This window comes from uncultured Litoreibacter sp. (assembly GCF_947487515.1).
Taxonomy (GTDB): Bacteria; Pseudomonadota; Alphaproteobacteria; order Rhodobacterales; family Rhodobacteraceae; genus Litoreibacter.
This window is the reverse complement of the sequence record NZ_CANKWO010000002.1, coordinates 374,194-392,328: the sequence shown is the minus strand read 5'-3', so window position 1 is coordinate 392,328 and position 18,135 is coordinate 374,194. Positions and strand designations below refer to the sequence as shown.

Genomic DNA, 18,135 nt, shown 5'->3' with positions numbered 1-18,135 from the left:
TGCAGATTAACCACCTCGGCCGTGGGGGCTCAGCCAGTTCAATTCGGGGTTGATCGGGATAATCCGGTTGGGATTAATCGTGTCATGGCTGTAGTGATAGTGGCGTATGATGTGATGGAAATGAACCGTCTCTGCGACGCCGTCCCATTGAAATAGCTCGCGCGTGTAGGCCCAGAGGTTCGGGTAATCGATGATCCGCTTGCGGTTGCATTTGAAATGCAGGTGATACACCGGATCAAAGCGCACCAATGTCGTGAACAAACGCCAATCGGCCTCGGTGATCCGATCGCCCATAAGGTAGCGATTGTCCGCCAGCCGCGCCTCCAACCAGTCGAGGCTTTCAAACAGCGGCATGACCGCGGCGTCATAGGCAGATTGGCTGGTGGCGAAACCGGCCTTGTAAACACCGTTGTTCACCGTGCTGTAAATCCGTTGGTTGGTGTCCTCAATGGCGCCGCGCAGCGCTTCTGGCCAGAAGTCCAACGTGTTTCCGGTTAAGCCGTCAAACGCGGAATTGAACATCCGGATGATTTCTGAAGATTCGTTGCTCACGATGGTTTCGCGCTGCTTGTCCCACAGAATCGGGACGGTTACACGGCCGGAAACATTGGGGTCAGCCTTAAGATAGATGTCTCGCACAAAGGGTAATCCATACAGCGTGTCACCAGTCGCACCCTGCCCGTCGACCTCGAAAGTCCAGCCGTCACTTAGCATGTCAGGATGCACAACTGACACGTCGATCAGATCTTCCAAGCCCTTCAGCTTGCGAAAGATCAAGGTGCGGTGCGCCCAAGGGCATGCGAGAGAGACATAAAGGTGGTAGCGCCCTGCTTCGGCTGGGAATTCTCCGTCGGGGGTGATCCAGTTCCGGAACCCCGCGGTGGAGCGTTTGAACGCCCCGCCGGATGATTTCGTGTCATACCAAGTGTCGTGCCAGACTCCGTCTACAAGCTGTCCCAAGTCGCATTCCTTCCTTTTTCCGACGGCGAGTAAGCCTGGAAAAGTCGCTGCAGTCACCTGGCAAACACGCACATAATCTGCGCGCAGCGCCGGTTTTAGATCGTGGTGCGCCGTTCAACCCCATTGCGAGACGGGGCCGCGCCCCATATACCACCGACTCATGACGAGGGCTTTGGCCCAGAGAGGTTGGCAACCTTCGGATCGACCCAGTTAGGGGATCCACCGGTTGCATCGTCGTGATGTGGGCAGCTGTCCCCAGCCTTTCCCTATGGATGTTTGGATGAAAGGCGCAGCTATGAACCGGATTGTTACGACCCTTACGATGATGCTTTTGGCGGGTCCCGCCATGGCGCATGTAGGCCACTTTGGCGAGTTTGCAGGCCATGACCATTGGGTTGCAGGTGCGGCTTTGGGTGCGGCTGTGGCTGTGTCGATCTGGGGGGCCTTGAAAGGCAAGAAAAAGCCCGAAACCTCCGATGAGGAAATCGCAGAAGACGGTGAAGAGGAAGCAGCATGAGCAAGATTGGTGTCATGATCTGCGGCCACGGCTCGCGGTCGCAAGCGGCGGTTGATCAGTTTTCGGTTCTGGCAGAGAAGCTGCCCGACTTTCTGCCGCCCGAATGGCCTGTGGAATACGGCTACCTAGAATTCGCCAACCCCGTGATCCGCGACGGCTTGGACAAGCTGCGCGCGCAGGGCTGCGACAAAATTCTGGCCGTGCCGGGCATGCTGTTTGCCGCGATGCACTCCAAGAATGACATCCCCACTGTGTTGAACACCTATGCCGCCAAACATGACATCGAGATCAGCTATGGTCGCGAACTGGGGGTTGATCCGAAGATGATCGCCGCCGCTGGCGCACGGGTTCAAGACGCCGTTGATGCGGCCAACGCGGTTGAGCATGTCTCCAACGAGGACACCTGTCTGGTGGTGATCGGGCGCGGGGCATCCGACCCTGACGCCAATGGCAACGTCTCCAAGATCGCGCGTATGTTGCACGAAGGCATGGGCTTTGGTTGGGTCGAGGTCGGCTATTCCGGCGTGACTTTCCCGCTTGTTGAACCCTGCCTCAGTCACGCGGCCAAGTTGGGCTACAAACGCATCGTGGTCTTCCCCTACTTTCTGTTCACAGGCATCCTGATCGACCGCATCTACGGCTTTACCGATCAAGTCGCCGCCCAGCACACTGACATTGAATTTGTCAAAGCGGGGTATTTGAACGATCATTCACAAGTTCTGGAAACCTTTGCGGAACGCATCACAGAACAGATGGGCAGCAACCCGCCGCCGAATTGCGGCATCTGCCAATACCGCACGCAAATCCTCGCGATTGAAGGGCAGGACGTGCAAGAAATCGCGCCCGTCGCGCATCCCGCATTTGGCGACGTGCCGCCGCCGACGTGTGTTCTGTGCAAATACCGCACGCAGGTCTTGGGGTTTGAGGGCGAGGTTGGCGCGGTCCAAGAATCGCACCACCACCACGTTGAGGGCCAAGGCGCGAACGCCCCGGGGTCCAACGTCGAAGACTGTAACATGTGTGATACGTTTTGCACCGGCATGTGCCGTCTGGAATTGCCAGATCACCACCATCATCATCACGATCATGACCACAGCCACGATCATTCGCATGATCACGGCCACCATCACCACCACCACGATCATGATCACGACCATCACCACGCGCCTTACCCGCACGCCAAGCACCCGCATGGACCGGAATCTGCGCGCAAGGCAAAGCTTCAGTAGATGCGCCCTTACGAGAAAGACCCCGCGTCGATCTACGCGCAAAGCTTCGAGACCGTGCGCTCCGAGGCCAAGTTGGACCGTTTCCCCAACGGGTTGGACCGCCTTGCTATTCGCGTAATCCATGCCTGCGGCATGGTGGAAATCGCGGATCGTTTGGCTTTCACTGATACGGCTTACTATGCGGGGCATCATGCGCTCACCGAAGGCAAGCCGATCCTATGCGACTGCGAAATGGTCGGTGCAGGCATTATCCGCCGTTACCTGCCGGCGAATAACGAAGTCATCGTGACCCTCAATGATCCCACAACGCCGGACCGCGCGGCCCAGATCGGCAATACCAGATCCGCCGCCGCTGTGGAGCTGTGGGAGCCCCATATTGAGGGCGCGGTCGTCGCCATCGGCAACGCCCCCACCGCATTGTTTCACCTGCTGGAATTGATCGATCAGGGCTTCCCGAAACCGGCAGTCATCCTTGGCTTTCCGGTCGGATTTGTCGGCGCCGCCGAATCCAAGGCAGAACTAGCGGCGAACCCGCGCGGCTGCGATTTCATCGCCCTGCGTGGTCGCAAGGGCGGCTCGGCTATTGCCTCGGCGGCGGTAAACGCATTGTCGGCGGGCCTGCCGGAGGTGCAATCATGAACGACAAATGGCTCCATATAGTTGGCATCGGCGAGGACGGCATGGACGGGCTTAGCCCTGTCACGCGTACGGTCGTTGAATCCGCGGAAGTTATCATCGGTGGGGACCGGCATCACAGCCTGTCCGACAATGTCACCGCCACCCGCGTGGCGTGGCCGTCGCCCTTCGATGCGTTGATTGAGACGCTGCAGGCCCATAAGGGCAAACGCGTCGTCGTTTTGGCCACGGGCGATCCGCTGTGGTTTTCTGTGGGGGCCCGTATTGGCCGGTCCATCGATCCCTCGCAGATCGTTTACCACCCGCAACTGTCCGCATTCCAGCTGACCGCCGCGCGCATGGGCTGGAGCCTTGCGGACGTCGAAACCCTCACCGTGCATGGTCGCCCCGTGCATCAGATGGTGGCGTTCATTCAGCCAGACCAGCGGTTGATTATCTTGACCACCGGTGCTGAAACACCCGCCCAGATCGCGCAGTTCCTGACGGAACGCGGCTTTGGGCAGTCGCAGATGACCGTGCTGGCCTCTATGGGGGGCGAGAAAGAACAGCGCTTTGACGGGACAGCCGCCGATTGGGCGCATGAGGTGCCCGCGTTCAATACTTTGGCCGTGCATTGTATCGCGGCCCAAGACGCGGCCCTTTTGCCCCGCGTGCCGGGGCTAAGCGATGATTTGTTCCAATCCGACGGCACCATGACCAAGCAAGAGGTGCGCGCCGCGACAGTGGCCAAGCTGATGCCTATGCGCGGGGCGCTGTTGTGGGACATCGGAGCGGGATCAGGCTCGGTCGCGATTGAGTGGATGCGCGCCGCACGCTACGCCCGCGCCATCGGGATTGAGCCGCGTGCAGACCGCCGCGCCATGGCCGCCGAAAACGCATTGGCTTTGGGCGCGCCGAAGTTGCAATTGATCGAGGGCGAGGTACCCGCGGCGATGCAGGGGCTGGATGCGCCGGATGCCATCTTCATTGGGGGCGGGCTTAGCCATGAGGTGTTTGATCTTGCGTGGAGCAATCTGCGTCCGCTTGGGCGTATGGTGGCCAATGCGGTGACGCTGGAAAGCGAAGCAATCCTCATTGATCTTCACAAGAAGCACGGCGGCGACTTGGTCAAAATCAGCGTGCAACGCGCGGAACCGGTAGGTCGCCTGACCGGATGGCGCCCGTCCATGACGGTCACACAGTGGAGCTTGGTGAAACGATGAGCGGCACTCTCTACGGCGTGGGCCTTGGCCCGGGTGATCCCGAGCTGATTACCCTGAAGGCCGCGCGTCTGATCGAAGGCGCGACCACCATTGCCTATCCAACGCTCGCCGGTGGCGACAGCTTCGCGCGGGCGATTGCGGCTTCGTTAATCAAAGACGGCACCCGCGAAATCCGCATGGATGTGCCGATGAGCACTGAACGCCAGCCCGCCCAAGACGCCTATGACACCGGTGCGGCGGAAATTGCGAAGGCTCTGGAGGCGGGCGAAGACGTTGTGTGCCTATGCGAGGGCGATCCATTCTTTTACGGATCCTTCATGTATTTGCACGCCCGCCTGACCGGTGCATTCGAGGTTGAAATCATCCCCGGAGTAACCTCCGTAACGGCCTGTGCGGCGCGGGCCGCGATGCCGCTGGCCGCGCGAAATGAACGTCTCACGATCTTGCCCGGCCCGTTGCCGCAGGAAGAGTTGCGCAGCCGAATTGATGGGGCCGAAAGTGTCGTCATCATGAAGGTCGGGCGCCACCTGCCCAAGATTCGCGCCGTGATCGACGAGTTGGGCCTGACGGATCAGGCCAAATATATCGAACGCGCAACCCTTCCCGAAGAGGTGGTGTTGCCGCTGTCTGAGGCGCCCGAGAAGGCGCCGTATTTTTCAATTATTCTGCTGACCAAAGGGGCCGATCCATGGCTATAAAACCCGTAGTCCTGTGCCTCAACCGCGCAGGCGAGGCCACCGCACACCGCATCGCCAAACTGCTGGAGGCGCCCGTCCATGGCCGCGAAGGTCGCGTTGATCAGGCGGATGTGTTCTTCGCCAATGCGCTGGATCACACGCGTTTGTTGTTCCAAGCAGGCACGCCTGTTGTGGGGGTCTGTGCCTCGGGCATTTTGATCCGCGCCGTGGCCCCAGTGCTGGCGGATAAAACCGCGGAGCCTCCGGTCCTGTCCGTCTCGGATGACGGGGCGGTTGTGGTGCCTTTGTTGGGTGGTCATCGCGGGGCCAATCGCATGGCGGCCTTGATCGCTAAGGCGCTGGATGCCACCGCCGCCGTCACCACTGCCGGTGATGTGGCCTTGGGCGTCGCACTGGACGAGCCGCCTTTGGGCTACCGATTAACTAATGGCGAAAACGCCAAAGACGTCATGGCGAAACTCCTGTCTGGCGCTGGGGCAACCGTAGAAGGTGATGCGCCTTGGTTGGCTGATTTGCCAAAAGGGGACGATGTGACCATCGCTTGTTCTGTGGCCCCGTCGGACGCGGATTTGGTGTTCCACCCGCAGCAACTGACTTTGGGTGTCGGCTGCGCCCGCGATTGCGCCCCCGAAGAACTGCACGATCTGGTTATGGAATCCTTGGCAGAGGCCAATGTGGCACCTGCCGCGTTGAAGGCGATTTATACGCTGGATTTGAAGGCGGATGAACCCGCCGTTCACGCGCTGTCCCGCGCGTTTGATATCCCCGTACGTGTGTTTGATGCCGCAGCACTTGAGGCCGAAACACCGCGTCTAGAGAACCCGTCAGAGGTCGTCTTCGCGGAGGTTGGCACCCACGGTGTGTCCGAAGCTGCGGCCTTGGCTGGCGCTGGAGAAGACGCAACCTTGTTGTCGCCAAAGCGGAAAACCAAAAACGCCACTTGTGCGGTGGCCTTGGCCCCGCAACCCATCACCGAATTGCGCGGTCGTGCGCGCGGCAAGCTGTCGATCATCGGCATCGGGCCCGGTCAGCACACATGGCGCACGCCAGAGGCGTCGCATCTGGTGAATGAGGCCGAAGAACTGGTGGGTTACGGCCTCTACATCGATTTGCTGGGGCCTTTGGCCTACGGCAAGCAGCGCTCCGATTTCCCGCTTGGTGGCGAGGAAGATCGCTGCCGCTACGCGTTGGAACGGGCAGGCGAGGGGCGCAATGTGGCGCTGATTTGCTCGGGCGATGCAGGTATTTATGCGATGGGCGCCTTGGTGTTTGAATTGCTGGACCGCAGCGCCGAAGAGCTGGGCGTGACCGATGCCGCGCGCCGCGTCGAAGTTGTGTCCACACCAGGTGTATCTGCGCTACAAGGCGCTGCTGCACGTGCGGGCGCGCCCTTGGGTCACGACTTTTGTGCCATTTCATTGTCGGATTTGCTGACCCCGCGCGAAGACATCGTGAAACGTCTGCACGCCGCGGCCGAAGGCGACTTCGTGATCGCCTTCTACAACCCCGTTTCCATGCGCCGTCGCACCTTGCTGGCCGAGGCGCGCGACATCCTGTTGCAGCACCGCCCCGCGGATACGCCCGTGATGTTGGCGTCGTCGTTGGGCCGCCCAGAGGAGCATGTGCGCTACCGCCGCTTGGACGCGTTGGAGGTCGACGAGGTCGACATGCTGACGGTTGTGCTAATCGGCTCCAGCCACTCGAAACTGGCGCAGTTGGGTGAAGGCCCACGCATGTACACACCGCGCGGATATGCGCGAAAGATCGATGGCGATCTGGCTAAAACAGGAACTGATCAATGACCGTATTTTTCGTAGGTGCCGGTCCGGGTGACCCCGAACTTCTGACGCTCAAGGCGCAAAAGACCATCGCACGCTGCCCAGTGTGCCTTTATGCGGGGTCCTTGGTTCCCGAAGAGGTTGTGGCAGGTACGCCGGAAGGCGCTTTGGTGATGGATACGGCCCCGATGACCTTGGATGACACCCATGCGCAGATCGTGGCCGCGCATGCCAAGGGGCAAGATGTGGCACGGGTGCATTCGGGTGATCCGTCGCTGTATGGGGCCATTGCCGAGCAGATACGCCGTCTGAAAGCCGAAGGCATCGACTATGAAATCATCCCCGGTGTGTCGGCCTATGCGGCGGCCGCGGCGGCATTGGGGCAAGAGCTGACCGTGCCGGAAATCGCGCAATCCATTGTGCTGACGCGCATGTCGATGAAATCTACCTCCATGCCGGAGGGCGAGACGCTGGAAAACTTTGCTCGTACGGGGGCGACTTTGGCGATCCACCTTGGCATTCGTGCGTTGCGCGAAATCGAGCGCCAGTTGATCCCCTACTACGGCGAAGACTGCCCCGTCGTGGTCGCATATCGCGCGTCATGGCCTGATCAGTTGTTTCTGCGTGGCACGTTGAAGGATATCCGCGAGAAGGTGCGGGCCGAGAAAATCACCCGCACCGCGTTGATCCTTGTGGGCCCTGCACTGGCCGAAGTGAAGGACTTCCGCGATAGTGCTTTGTACGACCCAGACACACCACATGTGCTGCGCCCGAAAGTCAAAGCTTCGTAAAACTGTCGCAAAAACTTGATGTTAACCGGTTTCATGCTCAGTATTCCAATAGGGAAAGCAAAGGAATCACTGTCATGATCGAGTTTTTGCCGAAAGAGATTGAGGAAGGGTTGGCGCAGGCACGTCTGAAGGCGGCCCGCAAAAAGACGCGCCTGAAAGTCCAATCCGGCGAGGAAATGATCCCTTTGGCGCGCCTCACCGACAGCCATTTCGCGATTGAACGCGATCTCGCGCCGCGCATGCGGGGGCTTGTGGATATCTATGACGGCACGCGCCACATGTATCAGGCGTTGGTGGTGGCCACGTCGTTCGATGGCGATGCGGTTGTGTTCGAGTTCAAGCGCAATACCGCCATCGCAACGGGTCCTGCGTTGGATTTTGTGCGCGAGGAACATGCGCCGGTTGGGCTTCTGGAGCGGCGCTAAAGCTCGGCTGTCAGCCATGCCTCAAAAGCTGTCGCACTCTCGGAGGGGATCGCCTTGCCGCGCACCAGCCAATACGCCCTTTGGGATGGCAGGACGAAAGGATGCACCTGCATCAGCTCGCCACGCTCCATCGCGCTGCGACTTGTCAGGTGATCGCCAAGGGACACGCCTTGCCCAGCCTTCGTGGCCATCTCCATGATCTGGAGGTCCTGAAAAACCACTCCCGTGTCGCTGTGCATGTCGCCACCTGCCGCCGTCAGCCATGTCTGCCAGTCTTGCCGGTTGTCCAAGTGCAAGATCGGGAGCGTCGTAAGGCTCTGCGTGTCGGGTAGCATCTGTCCGCCCAGCAATGTGGGGGCGGCGACGGGAAAGAAGCCGACATCCATCAAATGTGTCGACCCGACCGGCACTTCCTCTGGCAGTAGGAAGCTGATGTAGAGGTCATTGCGGCGCTCCCCCAGATCGCCATATCGCCTTGGGGTGTTGATGCGCAGTGCTACCCCTGGATGCTTCGCCAGAAAGCCACCAATGCGTTGGGCCAGCCAGCTTCCGGCAAAGCCAGAGGCAACGTTCAACGTCAATGTCCCCGACAGTTCTTGCGTTCGAGAGGCGCGTGACAGGGTTTCCAACGCCGGAGCAACTTCGGCCACGTAATGCCGTGCCCGTTCCGTCAAGCGCACGCCGCGCCCTTCCCTGCGCAAAAGCGGAAAGCCCAATTGCTCCTCTAACGCCTTCATTTTATGGCTTATTGCGGATTGGGTTACGGCCAAATGATCTGCGGTTGCGGTAATTGATCCCAGTCGAGCAAATGTCACAAGGGCCTGCAATGCGGAAGTGGACGGAATCAACATGTGAGCGAATCTCATGTAATTGGTGACTAATAGTCGTATGACATGAGGAAATTTACAGGTCAAACTCGCAGATATCACAGTTGAGGATTGACCATGGATGCCACGTTCTCCCGCCGCAAGCTCGTCACGCCGCAAGAACTGCGCGCGTTGAATGAACGTTCCGACATGATGGGAGGCATCCAAATGGCCAGCCATCTAGGCGCAATTGTTGTCGTTATGATCCTGCATGCGCAGGCGATGGGCTCTGGCTGGGTCTGGCTCACGGGGCTGGCGCTTGGGGTGTTGTTGAACTTCCTCTACGCCGCCCAGCATGAGCTCAGCCACGCCACCGTGTTCAAAACGCGCAAGCTGAACGAGGGTTTCGGCCGCATTATCGGATTCATCCAGATATTCCCGCGCGACTTCGATCAGGTTATGCATTTCGCCCATCACACCTACACGCAGGATTGGGAGCGCGATGGCGAACTGGTGCGCGAACCCTATACGTTAACCAGCTATCTTCTTTGGCTCAGTGGTATCTCTTACTGGCGCAACCGGATCGTGGGCAATATCCGTCGCGCAGGGGGGATCATTCTGGAACCCTACATTCGCGAGGAAGAAGAGGCCAAAGTCATCTTTGAGGCCCGCGTGCACATCGCCCTATATGTATATGTCGCAGTGGCATCCGTGGCCGCAGGTAGTTGGGTCGCGGTGACTTTCTGGTTGCTGCCGATGGTGCTGACCAAGCCCATCCACCAGCTTCAGAACACCATTGAGCATTTGGGCCTCAGCCATGAAGACGACATTCTGGAAAACACCCGCTCCACCCGCACCAACGCCCTGATCCGCTGGTTGTGTTGGCAAATGCCGTATCACACTGCGCATCACGTGTTCCCCGCCGTGCCGTTTTGGAAGCTGCGCCAGTTGAACGCGAAGATCGAGGCCCAAGCAGGGGAGGTTCACCGCATGGGTTGGATTGAATTCCAAATTGAAGTGATCAAAAAGCTGATGGCCAAGGACGAAAGCCAATACCCGATGGATGAAGTCTGGGTGGTGCCCTTGTCTGGTGGCCGCGCCGCGCGGATACCTGCAGAATGAGGCGGCTTCAGACGTATACCTCACTTTGGGCGATGCAGCCGCATGACCAAACGGGGGTGAAGCTTCCCTATGATCAGGTTTGTGAGATGGTAGCCGGTGCTGGTTTTGATGGTATGGCCATCGATCTGGGGGCATCAGATGTAGAGGTCGCCCATGCGGTTCGGCCTCATATGGAACGCCACAACCTCACGCCGTTGATCGTGGCCTTTCCCAAAACAGTCGACAGTTTGGAAGACACGTTGAAGATGGCCAAGGACTTCGGTGCGCCCTTTGTGGATGTGATCGGGCAGGTCATGCCGATTGCGCTGGATGACATGGTGCCGGTGATCCAAACGTGGATGGAGATGTCTAACAAGATCGGGATGCCAATTCAGTTCGAGACCCACCGCAATTGCATCACCAATGATCTGTATACGATGTTGCAGCTTCTGGATCGTATCCCCGAGATGCGCGTTTGCGCGGACCTGAGCCACTATGTAGTGGACCGTGAGTTTTGGTTCCCGCTGTCGGACCATGATCTTGGGTTGATCTCTCGCGTACTTGAGCGCTCTGACAGTTTCCAAGGCCGTGTGGCGTCGCGGCAGCAAATCCAGCTGCCACTTGGGTTTCCGCAACATCAGAAATGGGTCGAGCTGTTCAAAGGCTGGTGGCATGAAGGCATGTCGAGTTGGTGCGCACGGAACAAGGCCGGTGATTGCATATTCTTGTGCGAACTCGGCCCACCAGAATATGCCATGACCGATGCAAATGGGCGTGAGCTGTCAAATCGTTGGGAGGAAGCGCAACAAATCAAGTCTTGGGTCGAAGAAATCTGGGAGAATGTTGCGCAGGTCGAATAAAATTCGAAAAATCCACGAATATCGCGGAATTTATTGCACTGAATTTTGACTTCTCCGATTTTCACGAAAAAAATTCTCTGGCCGTCCTCCTATGCTGCGCCAAGTTCAGCATGCACTCGGGAGAACTGCCATGATCCAGACACCTTATCTTCTATTCCTCGGCGACGCGCCGGACGCTCTATCCGCCAAAGTTGCTCAGGGCATCAAAGACTGGCGCCCTGATAACGCCGTGGGGCAATTCCGTATGGAAGGCTGCGGCACGACTGTTGGCCTGTCCGACATGACGCTGCAAGAAGGCTTGGAAGCCGGTGCGAAGACGCTGGTGATCGGTGTGGCCAACCGCGGCGGGGTTATCTCCGAGGCGTGGAAGACGGTTTTGGTTGAAGCCTTGGAAATGGGGTACGATATTGCCTCGGGCTTGCACAACTTGCTGCGCGACGAAGACGAAATTCAGCGCGCCGCCAAAGTTCACGGCGCCACACTACATGACGTGCGTATCCCTTCCGTGGCCTACCCGATCGCCAATGGGATCAAGCGCACAGGTAAGCGGTGCTTGGCTGTGGGGACGGATTGCTCGGTCGGTAAGATGTATACGGGCCTGTGCATCGACGCAGAAATGACCAAGCGCGGGATGAAATCCACCTTCCGGCCAACGGGTCAAACCGGCATCCTGATCACCGGTGGCGGTGTGCCGTTGGATGCGGTGATTGCCGACTTCATGGCCGGTGCCGTTGAGTATCTCACCCCCGACAATGACGCGGATCACTGGGATCACATTGAGGGTCAAGGATCCCTTTACCACGTGTCCTATTCGGGTGTGACGATGGCCTTGATCCACGGCGGACAGCCCGACGCGCTGATCCTGTGCCACGAGCCGACCCGCGCCCACATGCGTGGCCTGCCGACCTATCAGCAGCCAGAGCTGGAAACGCTGCGGGACACGGCATTGAGCATGGCGAAAGTTGCGAACCCTGCTTGCGTTGTGGCCGGTGTCTCAATTAACACCCAACACATGTCCGAAGATGACGCACGCGCCTACATAAAGGACGTCGAGGATCGCATGGGGCTGCCCACAACTGATCCGTTCCGCTTTGGGGCAGAGCGCCTCGTGGATGCGTTGGAAGCATTGTAAACAAAAGGGGAGCCGCGCCATGTGTATCACAGTCACCAAGGATGTGTTCCCGTTGGCCGAGGTGTTCACTATCTCGCGTGGCTCTCGCACCGAAGCTCAGGTTCTCACCGCACGCATTGACCGCGATGGGGTCAGGGGGCAAGGCGAATGCGTGCCCTATGCCCGCTACGGCGAGACGGTGGATTCGGTGATCGAGGAAATCCTGTCCCTGCCATCCGACATCACCCGCGCGGCCCTGCAGGGGGCATTGCCCGCAGGGGCTGCGCGCAACGCCGTTGACTGCGCGATGTGGGATTGGGAGGCCAAGTCGCAAGGCCTGCGCGTCTGGGATCTGCTGGGCCTGCCTGCGCCGAAGCCCGAGATAACCGCCTATACGTTGTCACTGGCGGACCCCGCTGCGATGGAGGCCAGCGCACGCAAGCATAGCCACCGTCCCCTGTTGAAGATCAAACTCGGCACAGCAGATGATATGCCACGCTTGGAGGCGGTGCGTCGCGGTGCGCCCGACACGCCGATCATCATCGATGCCAACGAAGGTTGGTCCGCGGATGTCTATTCCGATCTGGCGCCGCATCTGGTGCGCCTCGGTGTGAAGCTGGTAGAGCAACCGCTGCCCGCGGGTGAAGATGACATGCTGGCCGAGATAGAGCGCCCGTTGCCAGTTTGCGCCGACGAGGCCTGCCATGACCGTGCATCCTTGCCGTCGCTTAAGGGCAAATATGATGTCATCAATATCAAGCTCGACAAAACGGGTGGTCTGACCGAAGCGCTTGCCTTGAAAGATGCGGGCCTTGCGCAGGGCTACGGGGTGATGGTTGGCTGCATGGTCGGGTCGTCGCTGGCGATGGCTCCGGCGACCATTCTGGCGCAGGGTGTGGCGTTTACGGACCTTGACGGCCCGCTCCTTCTGGCCGAAGACCGCGACGAACCTTTGAAATTTGACGAGGCAGGGGTGCACGCGCCCAAGCCTGAACTATGGGGATAACGACATGAGCCGCACCGTATATTTGAACGGAGAGTACCTGCCCGAAGAAGAGGCCAAGGTGTCCGTATTTGATCGTGGCTTCCTGTTTGCGGATGCGGTGTATGAGGTGACGTCGATCCTAGATGGCAAAATCCTTGCGTTTGACGGGCATATTAAACGCCTTCAGCGTTCTTTGGACGAGCTGCAGATGCAGAACCCGATCTCCACAGAGGACCTGTTGGAGGTCCACCGCGAGCTGGTGAAGCGCAACGCATTGAAGGAAGGTATGATCTACCTGCAAATCTCGCGCGGCAGTGACGGGGATCGCGATTTTGTCTTCCCCTCCGCCGAAGTGAAGCCCACAATCGTGTTGTTCACGCAGTCGGCAAACCTGCTGGAAAGCCCGAAGATCGCCAGCGGCATGAAGGTGATTTCAGTGGATGACCAGCGCTGGGCGCGCCGCGATATCAAGACCACGCAACTTCTGTTCCCCTCCATGGCGAAAATGATGGCCAAGGCTGCGGGCGCGGATGACGCATGGCTGGTGGAAGATGGTTTCGTGACAGAGGGCAGCTCCAACAACGCCTATATCGTCAAAGACGGTAAAATCATCACGCGCCATCTGGGGTCGGAAATCCTGCACGGTATCACCCGCGCGGCGGTGCTGGCCTATGCCGAAGCGGCGCAGATGCAGATCGAGGAACGCCCGTTCACCATTGAGGAAGCCAAGAACGCGGATGAGGCGTTTATCACGTCCGCATCGACCTTTGTTATGCCGGTTGTAGAAGTGGATGGCGTGGCTTTGGGTGATGGCAAGCCGGGCAAGTCGGCGGCACGCCTACGTGAAATCTACCTCGAAGAAAGCATGAAGCAGGCGCTTTAGTCTGAGGATTTGTTCAGCGAGTAATTCTTCTCGCTGCCATCCCACTGCAGTATCGTAAGCAACTCTTGGCGAAAAAAGCTTGATCGCCCAGAGAAGCGCGATGGCGCGTTCGACAGTTTCAAATGTAGTGCAGCGGCCTGAGATGTTGTCAGGGCGCTGTAATCCACTTCGCCCACATTCCAAAACGCCAAACGGTGCTCGATAGAGCGCAGAAGCTGCTCGTTCGGGGCGGCAAATGCTGGGGCGCTTAGAACAACTAGTGCGGAAACTAGGGCGGCGCGGATCATTGGCGGCCAAACAGCGTCTTTAGCAAGCTGTCTCCTAATATTGCACCGATATTGCCCCGGATCTGCGACGGAGACTTGTTGCTGTGGAGCAGGTGATTGATGTGCACCACCTGTGCGCGGGTAAGCCCATCGACGTCAACATCGCTGTAACCCCAAGTGGGCAGTTCTTGCTTCAAGTGTTCGCGTATCGGCGCTTGGCTTGCAGCTGCGGGCAAGGCCACAGCAACTGCAATCGCAGCTAATGTAAGGCGTTTCATCTTGATCTCCTTTGGACCTAGCATAGCACATAGGCACGCTTTGGCCCAATTCACAGTTATGTGGCGTCTTTGTGCGAAATTTCAAAAGCAGCCTTCTGGGCGTCAGAGGCATCCGATTGATGCGCAGCGCGCCACTCGTTGAAAGGCATGCCGTAGAACTCTTCGCGGGCTTCTTCTTTGGTCATCTCGATGCCGCGCTCATTTGCGGCTTCTTGATACCAGCGGCTTAGGCAGTTCCGGCAAAAGCCGGTCAGGTTCATCATGTCGATGTTTTGCACGTCAGTGCGGCGTTGCAGATGGGCTTGCAGCGTGCGGAAGGCGGCGGCTTCCAGCTCCAGCTTTGTTTGCGGGTCCATACGGTTGGGTCCTTCTTGGTGCTTGCTTCGGGGCTTGCTTGGCGGTTGTGGGCTGCAACTTGGACAAAGATGGGGTGCTCCCGAGCGAATTAAAGGGGCTTTTCCCGTCTTTGGTCGTTGGCCTGTTACATTTTTGCGCAGAATAGCCCTCATTGAGCGGAAGCGCTAGTTGCGGTGAGTGGCGAAACCCGTCATATGATACCGCTAACATTTGGATCGCCGAGGAACTGAAATGAACAGAAGATTACGTAACGTTAAGATTGTGGCCACTCTAGGACCGGCGTCCAACGACTACGCCATGATACGTGCCCTGTTTGAGGCCGGCGCAGATGTGTTCCGTCTGAATATGTCGCATGGCGATCATAGTGAAATTCGTGTGCGCCACGAGATTATCCGCCAGATCGAAAAAGACCTGGGTCGCCCGATCTCTATTCTGGCCGATCTTCAGGGGCCAAAACTGCGTGTTGGGGTCTTTGCCAATGAAGACGGCGAAGAGCTGGTTGTGGGCGCCCCGTTCCGTCTGGACCTTGATCCTGCCGAGGGCGACGCGACCCGCGTCCAGCTTCCGCACAAGGAAATTTTCGCCGCGCTCGAGCCTGGCTCCAGCCTGTTGGTGAACGACGGCAAGATTCGACTTACAGTCAAAGACTGCGGCGCGGATTACGCCAATTGCGAAGTTGTGGTGGGTGGGGTGATCTCCAACCGCAAAGGGGTGAATGTCCCTGATGTGCTGCTGCCACTGGCTGCGTTGTCCGAGAAAGATCGCAAGGATCTGGAATTTGTGTGCCAGCTTGGTGTTGACTGGTTGGCCCTGTCCTTCGTCCAGCGTCCTGAAGATGTGGCGGAGGCTCGTGAATTGGCGGGTGGTCGCGCGGCGATCCTGTCCAAGATCGAAAAGCCTGCAGCTGTTGAGGCATTTGACGCCATTTTGGCGGTGTCCGATGGCATCATGGTGGCCCGTGGGGACTTGGGCGTAGAACTGCCCGTGCAGAATGTGCCGCCGATCCAAAAGCGCCTGATCCGCCGCTGCCGCGCTGTCGCCAAGCCGGTGATCGTTGCGACGCAAATGCTGGAATCGATGATTGATAGCCCGATGCCAACCCGCGCCGAAGTCTCCGACGTGGCGACCGCCATCTATGAGGGCACCGACGCGATCATGCTGTCTGCTGAATCTGCAGCTGGTAGCTTCCCGATCGAGGCGGTGACCACCATGAATAACGTGGCGATCGAAGTTGAAGGTGATGCGAATTACCGTGACATCATCGCGGCCCAGCGTGGCGGCAAGAAAACCACTGTTGCAGATAGTATCGTTGTGGCGGCCCGTGAGATTGCGGAAACCACCGACATCAAGGCGATCTGCTGCTTCACGCAATCGGGCACTACAGCTGCGCTGGTGTCGCGCGAACGTCCGCATGTGCCGATCATTGCGCTAACTCCATTGGTGGGCACTGCCCGCCGTCTGGCGCTAAGCTGGGGGACGCATTGCGTGATGACGCAGGATGACGTTGATCGCTTCAAAATGGCTGTGGTCAATGCGGCGCGTGCTGCCCAAGAAGCCGGCTTTGCCACAGCCGACGATCAAATCGTGGTTACCGCGGGCGTGCCGTTCAACCAGCCGGGGACGACAAACATTCTTCGCGTAGCGCCCTGCGACGAAAGGTTGATTTACAGTTCCGACCCAGAGTAATTTGCCTCATTCCTACGTAAGGAGGCTGTTTTGAATTACGATCTGATTCTGGTTCTAGGCATTGTCGTCGGTGTGTTGACCATTCCGGCGATCCTGTCGGCTTTTCTGGACGGAAGTGCACCGCGTGTGGCGTCGTTTGCTGCGGTGGCATCAGGCGGCATGATTGTCTATGCGCTGTATAGTTCGCCAGGAGGCTATGCGTTCGCGGATCTGCCAGACGTGTTCACTCGGGTTGTTGCGCATTTTGTGCGCTAAACCGGTGGAAAGGCCACTATGAGGCTTGCAATACTGGCGCTTTGATCATACGAAGCGCCTTCAACCGTGCGTCCGGCGAATGGCATGCCGAGTCGCACGAAATACCACTCGATCTTTGAGGAGATGGAAATGCCGAAGATGAAGACGAAATCAGGCGCTAAAAAGCGCTTCAAGATGACGGCCTCCGGTCGCGTCAAAGCTGGTCAAGCAGGCAAACGCCACGGCATGATCAAGCGCTCTACCAAGTTTATCCGCACCGCCCGTGGCACCACGATCCTCTGCGCAGCAGATGAGAAGATCGTGAAAAAATACATGCCATACGCGCGCTAAGGAGAATTTGATATGTCCAGAGTTACATCCGGCGTCGTAACCCACGCCCGTCACAAGAAAATCATCAAAGCCGCTAAAGGCTACCAAGGCCGTCGCAAGAATACGTTCCGCGTCGCCACTCAAGCGGTGGACAAGGCGAACCAATACGCGACACGCGACCGTAAGAACCGCAAGCGCAACTTCCGCGCATTGTGGATCCAGCGGATCAACGCTGGTTGCCGTGCAATCGACGAGGCGCTGACATACTCGCGTTTCATCAACGGCCTGAACTTGGCTGGCGTTGAAGTCGACCGTAAGGTTCTGGCGGACCTCGCTGTAAACGAGCCTGACGCATTTGCGGCAGTGGTCGAAAAAGCGAAAGCCGCATTGGCTTAAGAATACACGCATCTGTTTGAGATGTGGTTGCGCCGCTCTGGGAAACCGGGGCGGCGTTTTTTGTGACATATGCCGTAGAATTGGGCGCAGACCTGCTTAATCTTGCGGTTCGATCACGGTCTTGTTACTATATGTGGATTGAGTGTTTTACCCTGGGACATCCGACATGAATCTCACACGCCTAGTATATTACAGCCAACGGAACCTTTCCGAGGACCTCAACATTCAAGAGCTGATCGAGACCAGCAAGCACAACAATCAACATCTGAACCTGACGGGAATGCTGCATTTTAACGGCGATCATTTCATTCAGGTGATCGAGGGCGGCCGTCTCGAAGTGTCGTCGGTCTATCACCGCATTGCGCGGGACCCGCGTCACTCCAACATTATCTTGCTGTCCTTTGAAGGCGTGCGTGAGCGCATGTTCCCGACTTGGGTTATGGGCTTGCATCAGGGGATGGATAGTCAGACCCGCGCGGCGTTCCTGCGGTATTTCGCGACAGATGTCGTGGACCCTGAATCGGTGAATGTCGACGGGCTGCTGGACGTGATGCAGGATCTCATGGCGACACCGCCAGCCAAGCTGGCCATCAATATCTAAACTCG

General features: G+C 58.3%; 23 protein-coding genes. 18 read left to right on the top strand and 5 right to left on the bottom strand.

Translation table 11 applies throughout. The features are described 5' to 3' along the window. Window positions 1-6: 6 nt before the first annotated feature. Entirely contained in the window at window positions 7-960 is a 954-nt protein-coding gene (locus Q0746_RS07545) for a glutathione S-transferase family protein (protein ID WP_298258842.1), read from the bottom strand. Between the two features lie 280 nt (window positions 961-1,240). Here Q0746_RS07545 and Q0746_RS07540 point away from each other — a divergent pair, with 280 nt between their 5' ends. From Q0746_RS07540 to Q0746_RS07505, 8 genes are all read left to right on the top strand, one after another. Beyond that, complete coding sequence (locus Q0746_RS07540) at window positions 1,241-1,477, top strand: DUF6732 family protein (RefSeq protein ID WP_298258840.1); 237 nt, start codon at window positions 1,241-1,243, stop codon at window positions 1,475-1,477. Further along, on the top strand, window positions 1,474-2,706 hold the full coding sequence (locus Q0746_RS07535) for a sirohydrochlorin chelatase (RefSeq protein ID WP_298258838.1): 1,233 nt from the start codon (window positions 1,474-1,476) through the stop codon (window positions 2,704-2,706). Before Q0746_RS07540 ends, Q0746_RS07535 begins: the two co-directional genes overlap by 4 nt. Then, window positions 2,707-3,345: a precorrin-8X methylmutase gene (locus Q0746_RS07530; protein WP_298258836.1), complete on the top strand. Its 639-nt coding sequence runs from the start codon at window positions 2,707-2,709 to the stop codon at window positions 3,343-3,345. It begins immediately after the preceding gene. Beyond that, entirely contained in the window at window positions 3,342-4,544 is a 1,203-nt protein-coding gene (gene cbiE / locus Q0746_RS07525) for a precorrin-6y C5,15-methyltransferase (decarboxylating) subunit CbiE (RefSeq protein ID WP_298258834.1), read from the top strand. Before Q0746_RS07530 ends, cbiE begins: the two co-directional genes overlap by 4 nt. Beyond that, window positions 4,541-5,242, top strand: a complete 702-nt coding sequence (gene cobI / locus Q0746_RS07520; RefSeq protein WP_298258832.1) for a precorrin-2 C(20)-methyltransferase — start codon at window positions 4,541-4,543, stop codon at window positions 5,240-5,242. The genes cbiE and cobI overlap by 4 nt, the downstream gene beginning before the upstream one ends. Continuing rightward, a complete protein-coding gene (gene cobJ, locus Q0746_RS07515; RefSeq protein ID WP_298258830.1) occupies window positions 5,233-7,044 on the top strand; it encodes a precorrin-3B C(17)-methyltransferase in 1,812 nt (603 codons plus the stop codon). The genes cobI and cobJ overlap by 10 nt, the downstream gene beginning before the upstream one ends. Next, window positions 7,041-7,811 carry a precorrin-4 C(11)-methyltransferase gene (gene cobM / locus Q0746_RS07510; protein ID WP_298258828.1) on the top strand — a complete coding sequence of 257 codons (771 nt, stop codon included), beginning with the start codon at window positions 7,041-7,043 and terminating at the stop codon, window positions 7,809-7,811. The genes cobJ and cobM overlap by 4 nt, the downstream gene beginning before the upstream one ends. 74 nt (window positions 7,812-7,885) lie before the next feature. Beyond that, on the top strand, window positions 7,886-8,236 hold the full coding sequence (locus Q0746_RS07505) for a hypothetical protein (protein ID WP_298258826.1): 351 nt from the start codon (window positions 7,886-7,888) through the stop codon (window positions 8,234-8,236). Here Q0746_RS07505 and Q0746_RS07500 read toward each other — a convergent pair. Further along, window positions 8,233-9,087, bottom strand: coding sequence for a LysR substrate-binding domain-containing protein (locus tag Q0746_RS07500; protein WP_298258824.1), 855 nt, complete (start codon window positions 9,085-9,087; stop codon window positions 8,233-8,235). The two genes, Q0746_RS07505 and Q0746_RS07500, sit on opposite strands and share 4 nt — an antisense overlap. Before the next feature lie 93 nt (window positions 9,088-9,180). On the opposite strand from Q0746_RS07500, the gene Q0746_RS07495 reads away from it, so the two are divergent. The 5 genes from Q0746_RS07495 (at window position 9,181) to Q0746_RS07475 (ending at window position 13,982) form a co-directional block, all read left to right on the top strand. Further along, window positions 9,181-10,164, top strand: coding sequence for a fatty acid desaturase (locus tag Q0746_RS07495; protein ID WP_298258822.1), 984 nt, complete (start codon window positions 9,181-9,183; stop codon window positions 10,162-10,164). Further along, window positions 10,161-11,003 carry a sugar phosphate isomerase/epimerase gene (locus Q0746_RS07490; protein ID WP_298258820.1) on the top strand — a complete coding sequence of 281 codons (843 nt, stop codon included), beginning with the start codon at window positions 10,161-10,163 and terminating at the stop codon, window positions 11,001-11,003. The genes Q0746_RS07495 and Q0746_RS07490 overlap by 4 nt, the downstream gene beginning before the upstream one ends. A gap of 130 nt (window positions 11,004-11,133) precedes the next feature. Beyond that, on the top strand, window positions 11,134-12,135 hold the full coding sequence (gene dgcN, locus Q0746_RS07485) for an N-acetyltransferase DgcN (RefSeq protein ID WP_298258818.1): 1,002 nt from the start codon (window positions 11,134-11,136) through the stop codon (window positions 12,133-12,135). A 19-nt stretch (window positions 12,136-12,154) separates the two neighbouring features. Then, window positions 12,155-13,120: an N-acetyl-D-Glu racemase DgcA gene (gene dgcA, locus Q0746_RS07480; protein WP_298258816.1), complete on the top strand. Its 966-nt coding sequence runs from the start codon at window positions 12,155-12,157 to the stop codon at window positions 13,118-13,120. 4 nt (window positions 13,121-13,124) lie between these two features. Then, window positions 13,125-13,982 carry a D-amino-acid transaminase gene (locus Q0746_RS07475; protein ID WP_298258814.1) on the top strand — a complete coding sequence of 286 codons (858 nt, stop codon included), beginning with the start codon at window positions 13,125-13,127 and terminating at the stop codon, window positions 13,980-13,982. Here the strand turns inward: Q0746_RS07475 and Q0746_RS07470 are convergent. From Q0746_RS07470 to Q0746_RS07460, 3 genes are read right to left on the bottom strand one after another with little or no spacing between them, the layout of a single operon-like run. Continuing rightward, the gene (locus Q0746_RS07470; RefSeq protein ID WP_298258812.1) at window positions 13,979-14,269 is read right to left on the bottom strand and encodes a hypothetical protein; all 291 of its coding nucleotides are present in this window, start codon (window positions 14,267-14,269) and stop codon (window positions 13,979-13,981) included. The genes Q0746_RS07475 and Q0746_RS07470 overlap by 4 nt on opposite strands. Beyond that, entirely contained in the window at window positions 14,266-14,526 is a 261-nt protein-coding gene (locus Q0746_RS07465) for a hypothetical protein (RefSeq protein ID WP_298258810.1), read from the bottom strand. Before Q0746_RS07465 ends, Q0746_RS07470 begins: the two co-directional genes overlap by 4 nt. A 56-nt stretch (window positions 14,527-14,582) precedes the next feature. Then, window positions 14,583-14,882 (bottom strand): DUF1244 domain-containing protein, encoded by a 300-nt coding sequence (locus Q0746_RS07460; protein ID WP_298258808.1) that lies wholly within the window; start codon window positions 14,880-14,882, stop codon window positions 14,583-14,585. A gap of 232 nt (window positions 14,883-15,114) precedes the next feature. Between Q0746_RS07460 and pyk the strand changes: the two genes are divergently transcribed. From pyk to Q0746_RS07435, 5 genes are all read left to right on the top strand, one after another. Continuing rightward, window positions 15,115-16,569 carry a pyruvate kinase gene (gene pyk, locus Q0746_RS07455; protein ID WP_298258806.1) on the top strand — a complete coding sequence of 485 codons (1,455 nt, stop codon included), beginning with the start codon at window positions 15,115-15,117 and terminating at the stop codon, window positions 16,567-16,569. A gap of 30 nt (window positions 16,570-16,599) precedes the next feature. Further along, window positions 16,600-16,824: a hypothetical protein gene (locus tag Q0746_RS07450; protein ID WP_298258804.1), complete on the top strand. Its 225-nt coding sequence runs from the start codon at window positions 16,600-16,602 to the stop codon at window positions 16,822-16,824. A gap of 129 nt (window positions 16,825-16,953) precedes the next feature. Next, window positions 16,954-17,154, top strand: coding sequence for a 50S ribosomal protein L35 (gene rpmI / locus Q0746_RS07445; protein ID WP_298259700.1), 201 nt, complete (start codon window positions 16,954-16,956; stop codon window positions 17,152-17,154). 12 nt (window positions 17,155-17,166) lie between these two features. Next, entirely contained in the window at window positions 17,167-17,529 is a 363-nt protein-coding gene (rplT, locus tag Q0746_RS07440; protein ID WP_298258802.1) for a 50S ribosomal protein L20, read from the top strand. A 166-nt stretch (window positions 17,530-17,695) separates the two neighbouring features. Next, the gene (locus Q0746_RS07435; RefSeq protein ID WP_298258800.1) at window positions 17,696-18,130 is read left to right on the top strand and encodes a BLUF domain-containing protein; all 435 of its coding nucleotides are present in this window, start codon (window positions 17,696-17,698) and stop codon (window positions 18,128-18,130) included. Window positions 18,131-18,135: the final 5 nt, after the last annotated feature.

What these genes read in the sequence shown, in the direction of transcription:
- Q0746_RS07540 (WP_298258840.1), top strand. Translation starts at nt 1,241, where the DNA reads ATGAAAGGCGCAGCTATGAACCGGATTGTTACGACCCTTACGATGATG.
- Q0746_RS07535 (WP_298258838.1), top strand. Translation starts at nt 1,474, where the DNA reads ATGAGCAAGATTGGTGTCATGATCTGCGGCCACGGCTCGCGGTCGCAA.
- Q0746_RS07530 (WP_298258836.1), top strand. Translation starts at nt 2,707, where the DNA reads ATGCGCCCTTACGAGAAAGACCCCGCGTCGATCTACGCGCAAAGCTTC.
- cbiE (WP_298258834.1), top strand. Translation starts at nt 3,342, where the DNA reads ATGAACGACAAATGGCTCCATATAGTTGGCATCGGCGAGGACGGCATG.
- cobI (WP_298258832.1), top strand. Translation starts at nt 4,541, where the DNA reads ATGAGCGGCACTCTCTACGGCGTGGGCCTTGGCCCGGGTGATCCCGAG.
- cobJ (WP_298258830.1), top strand. Translation starts at nt 5,233, where the DNA reads ATGGCTATAAAACCCGTAGTCCTGTGCCTCAACCGCGCAGGCGAGGCC.
- cobM (WP_298258828.1), top strand. Translation starts at nt 7,041, where the DNA reads ATGACCGTATTTTTCGTAGGTGCCGGTCCGGGTGACCCCGAACTTCTG.
- Q0746_RS07505 (WP_298258826.1), top strand. Translation starts at nt 7,886, where the DNA reads ATGATCGAGTTTTTGCCGAAAGAGATTGAGGAAGGGTTGGCGCAGGCA.
- Q0746_RS07500 (WP_298258824.1), bottom strand. Translation starts at nt 9,087, where the DNA reads ATGTTGATTCCGTCCACTTCCGCATTGCAGGCCCTTGTGACATTTGCT.
- Q0746_RS07495 (WP_298258822.1), top strand. Translation starts at nt 9,181, where the DNA reads ATGGATGCCACGTTCTCCCGCCGCAAGCTCGTCACGCCGCAAGAACTG.
- Q0746_RS07490 (WP_298258820.1), top strand. Translation starts at nt 10,161, where the DNA reads ATGAGGCGGCTTCAGACGTATACCTCACTTTGGGCGATGCAGCCGCAT.
- dgcN (WP_298258818.1), top strand. Translation starts at nt 11,134, where the DNA reads ATGATCCAGACACCTTATCTTCTATTCCTCGGCGACGCGCCGGACGCT.
- dgcA (WP_298258816.1), top strand. Translation starts at nt 12,155, where the DNA reads ATGTGTATCACAGTCACCAAGGATGTGTTCCCGTTGGCCGAGGTGTTC.
- Q0746_RS07475 (WP_298258814.1), top strand. Translation starts at nt 13,125, where the DNA reads ATGAGCCGCACCGTATATTTGAACGGAGAGTACCTGCCCGAAGAAGAG.
- Q0746_RS07470 (WP_298258812.1), bottom strand. Translation starts at nt 14,269, where the DNA reads ATGATCCGCGCCGCCCTAGTTTCCGCACTAGTTGTTCTAAGCGCCCCA.
- Q0746_RS07465 (WP_298258810.1), bottom strand. Translation starts at nt 14,526, where the DNA reads ATGAAACGCCTTACATTAGCTGCGATTGCAGTTGCTGTGGCCTTGCCC.
- Q0746_RS07460 (WP_298258808.1), bottom strand. Translation starts at nt 14,882, where the DNA reads ATGGACCCGCAAACAAAGCTGGAGCTGGAAGCCGCCGCCTTCCGCACG.
- pyk (WP_298258806.1), top strand. Translation starts at nt 15,115, where the DNA reads ATGAACAGAAGATTACGTAACGTTAAGATTGTGGCCACTCTAGGACCG.
- rpmI (WP_298259700.1), top strand. Translation starts at nt 16,954, where the DNA reads ATGCCGAAGATGAAGACGAAATCAGGCGCTAAAAAGCGCTTCAAGATG.
- rplT (WP_298258802.1), top strand. Translation starts at nt 17,167, where the DNA reads ATGTCCAGAGTTACATCCGGCGTCGTAACCCACGCCCGTCACAAGAAA.
- Q0746_RS07435 (WP_298258800.1), top strand. Translation starts at nt 17,696, where the DNA reads ATGAATCTCACACGCCTAGTATATTACAGCCAACGGAACCTTTCCGAG.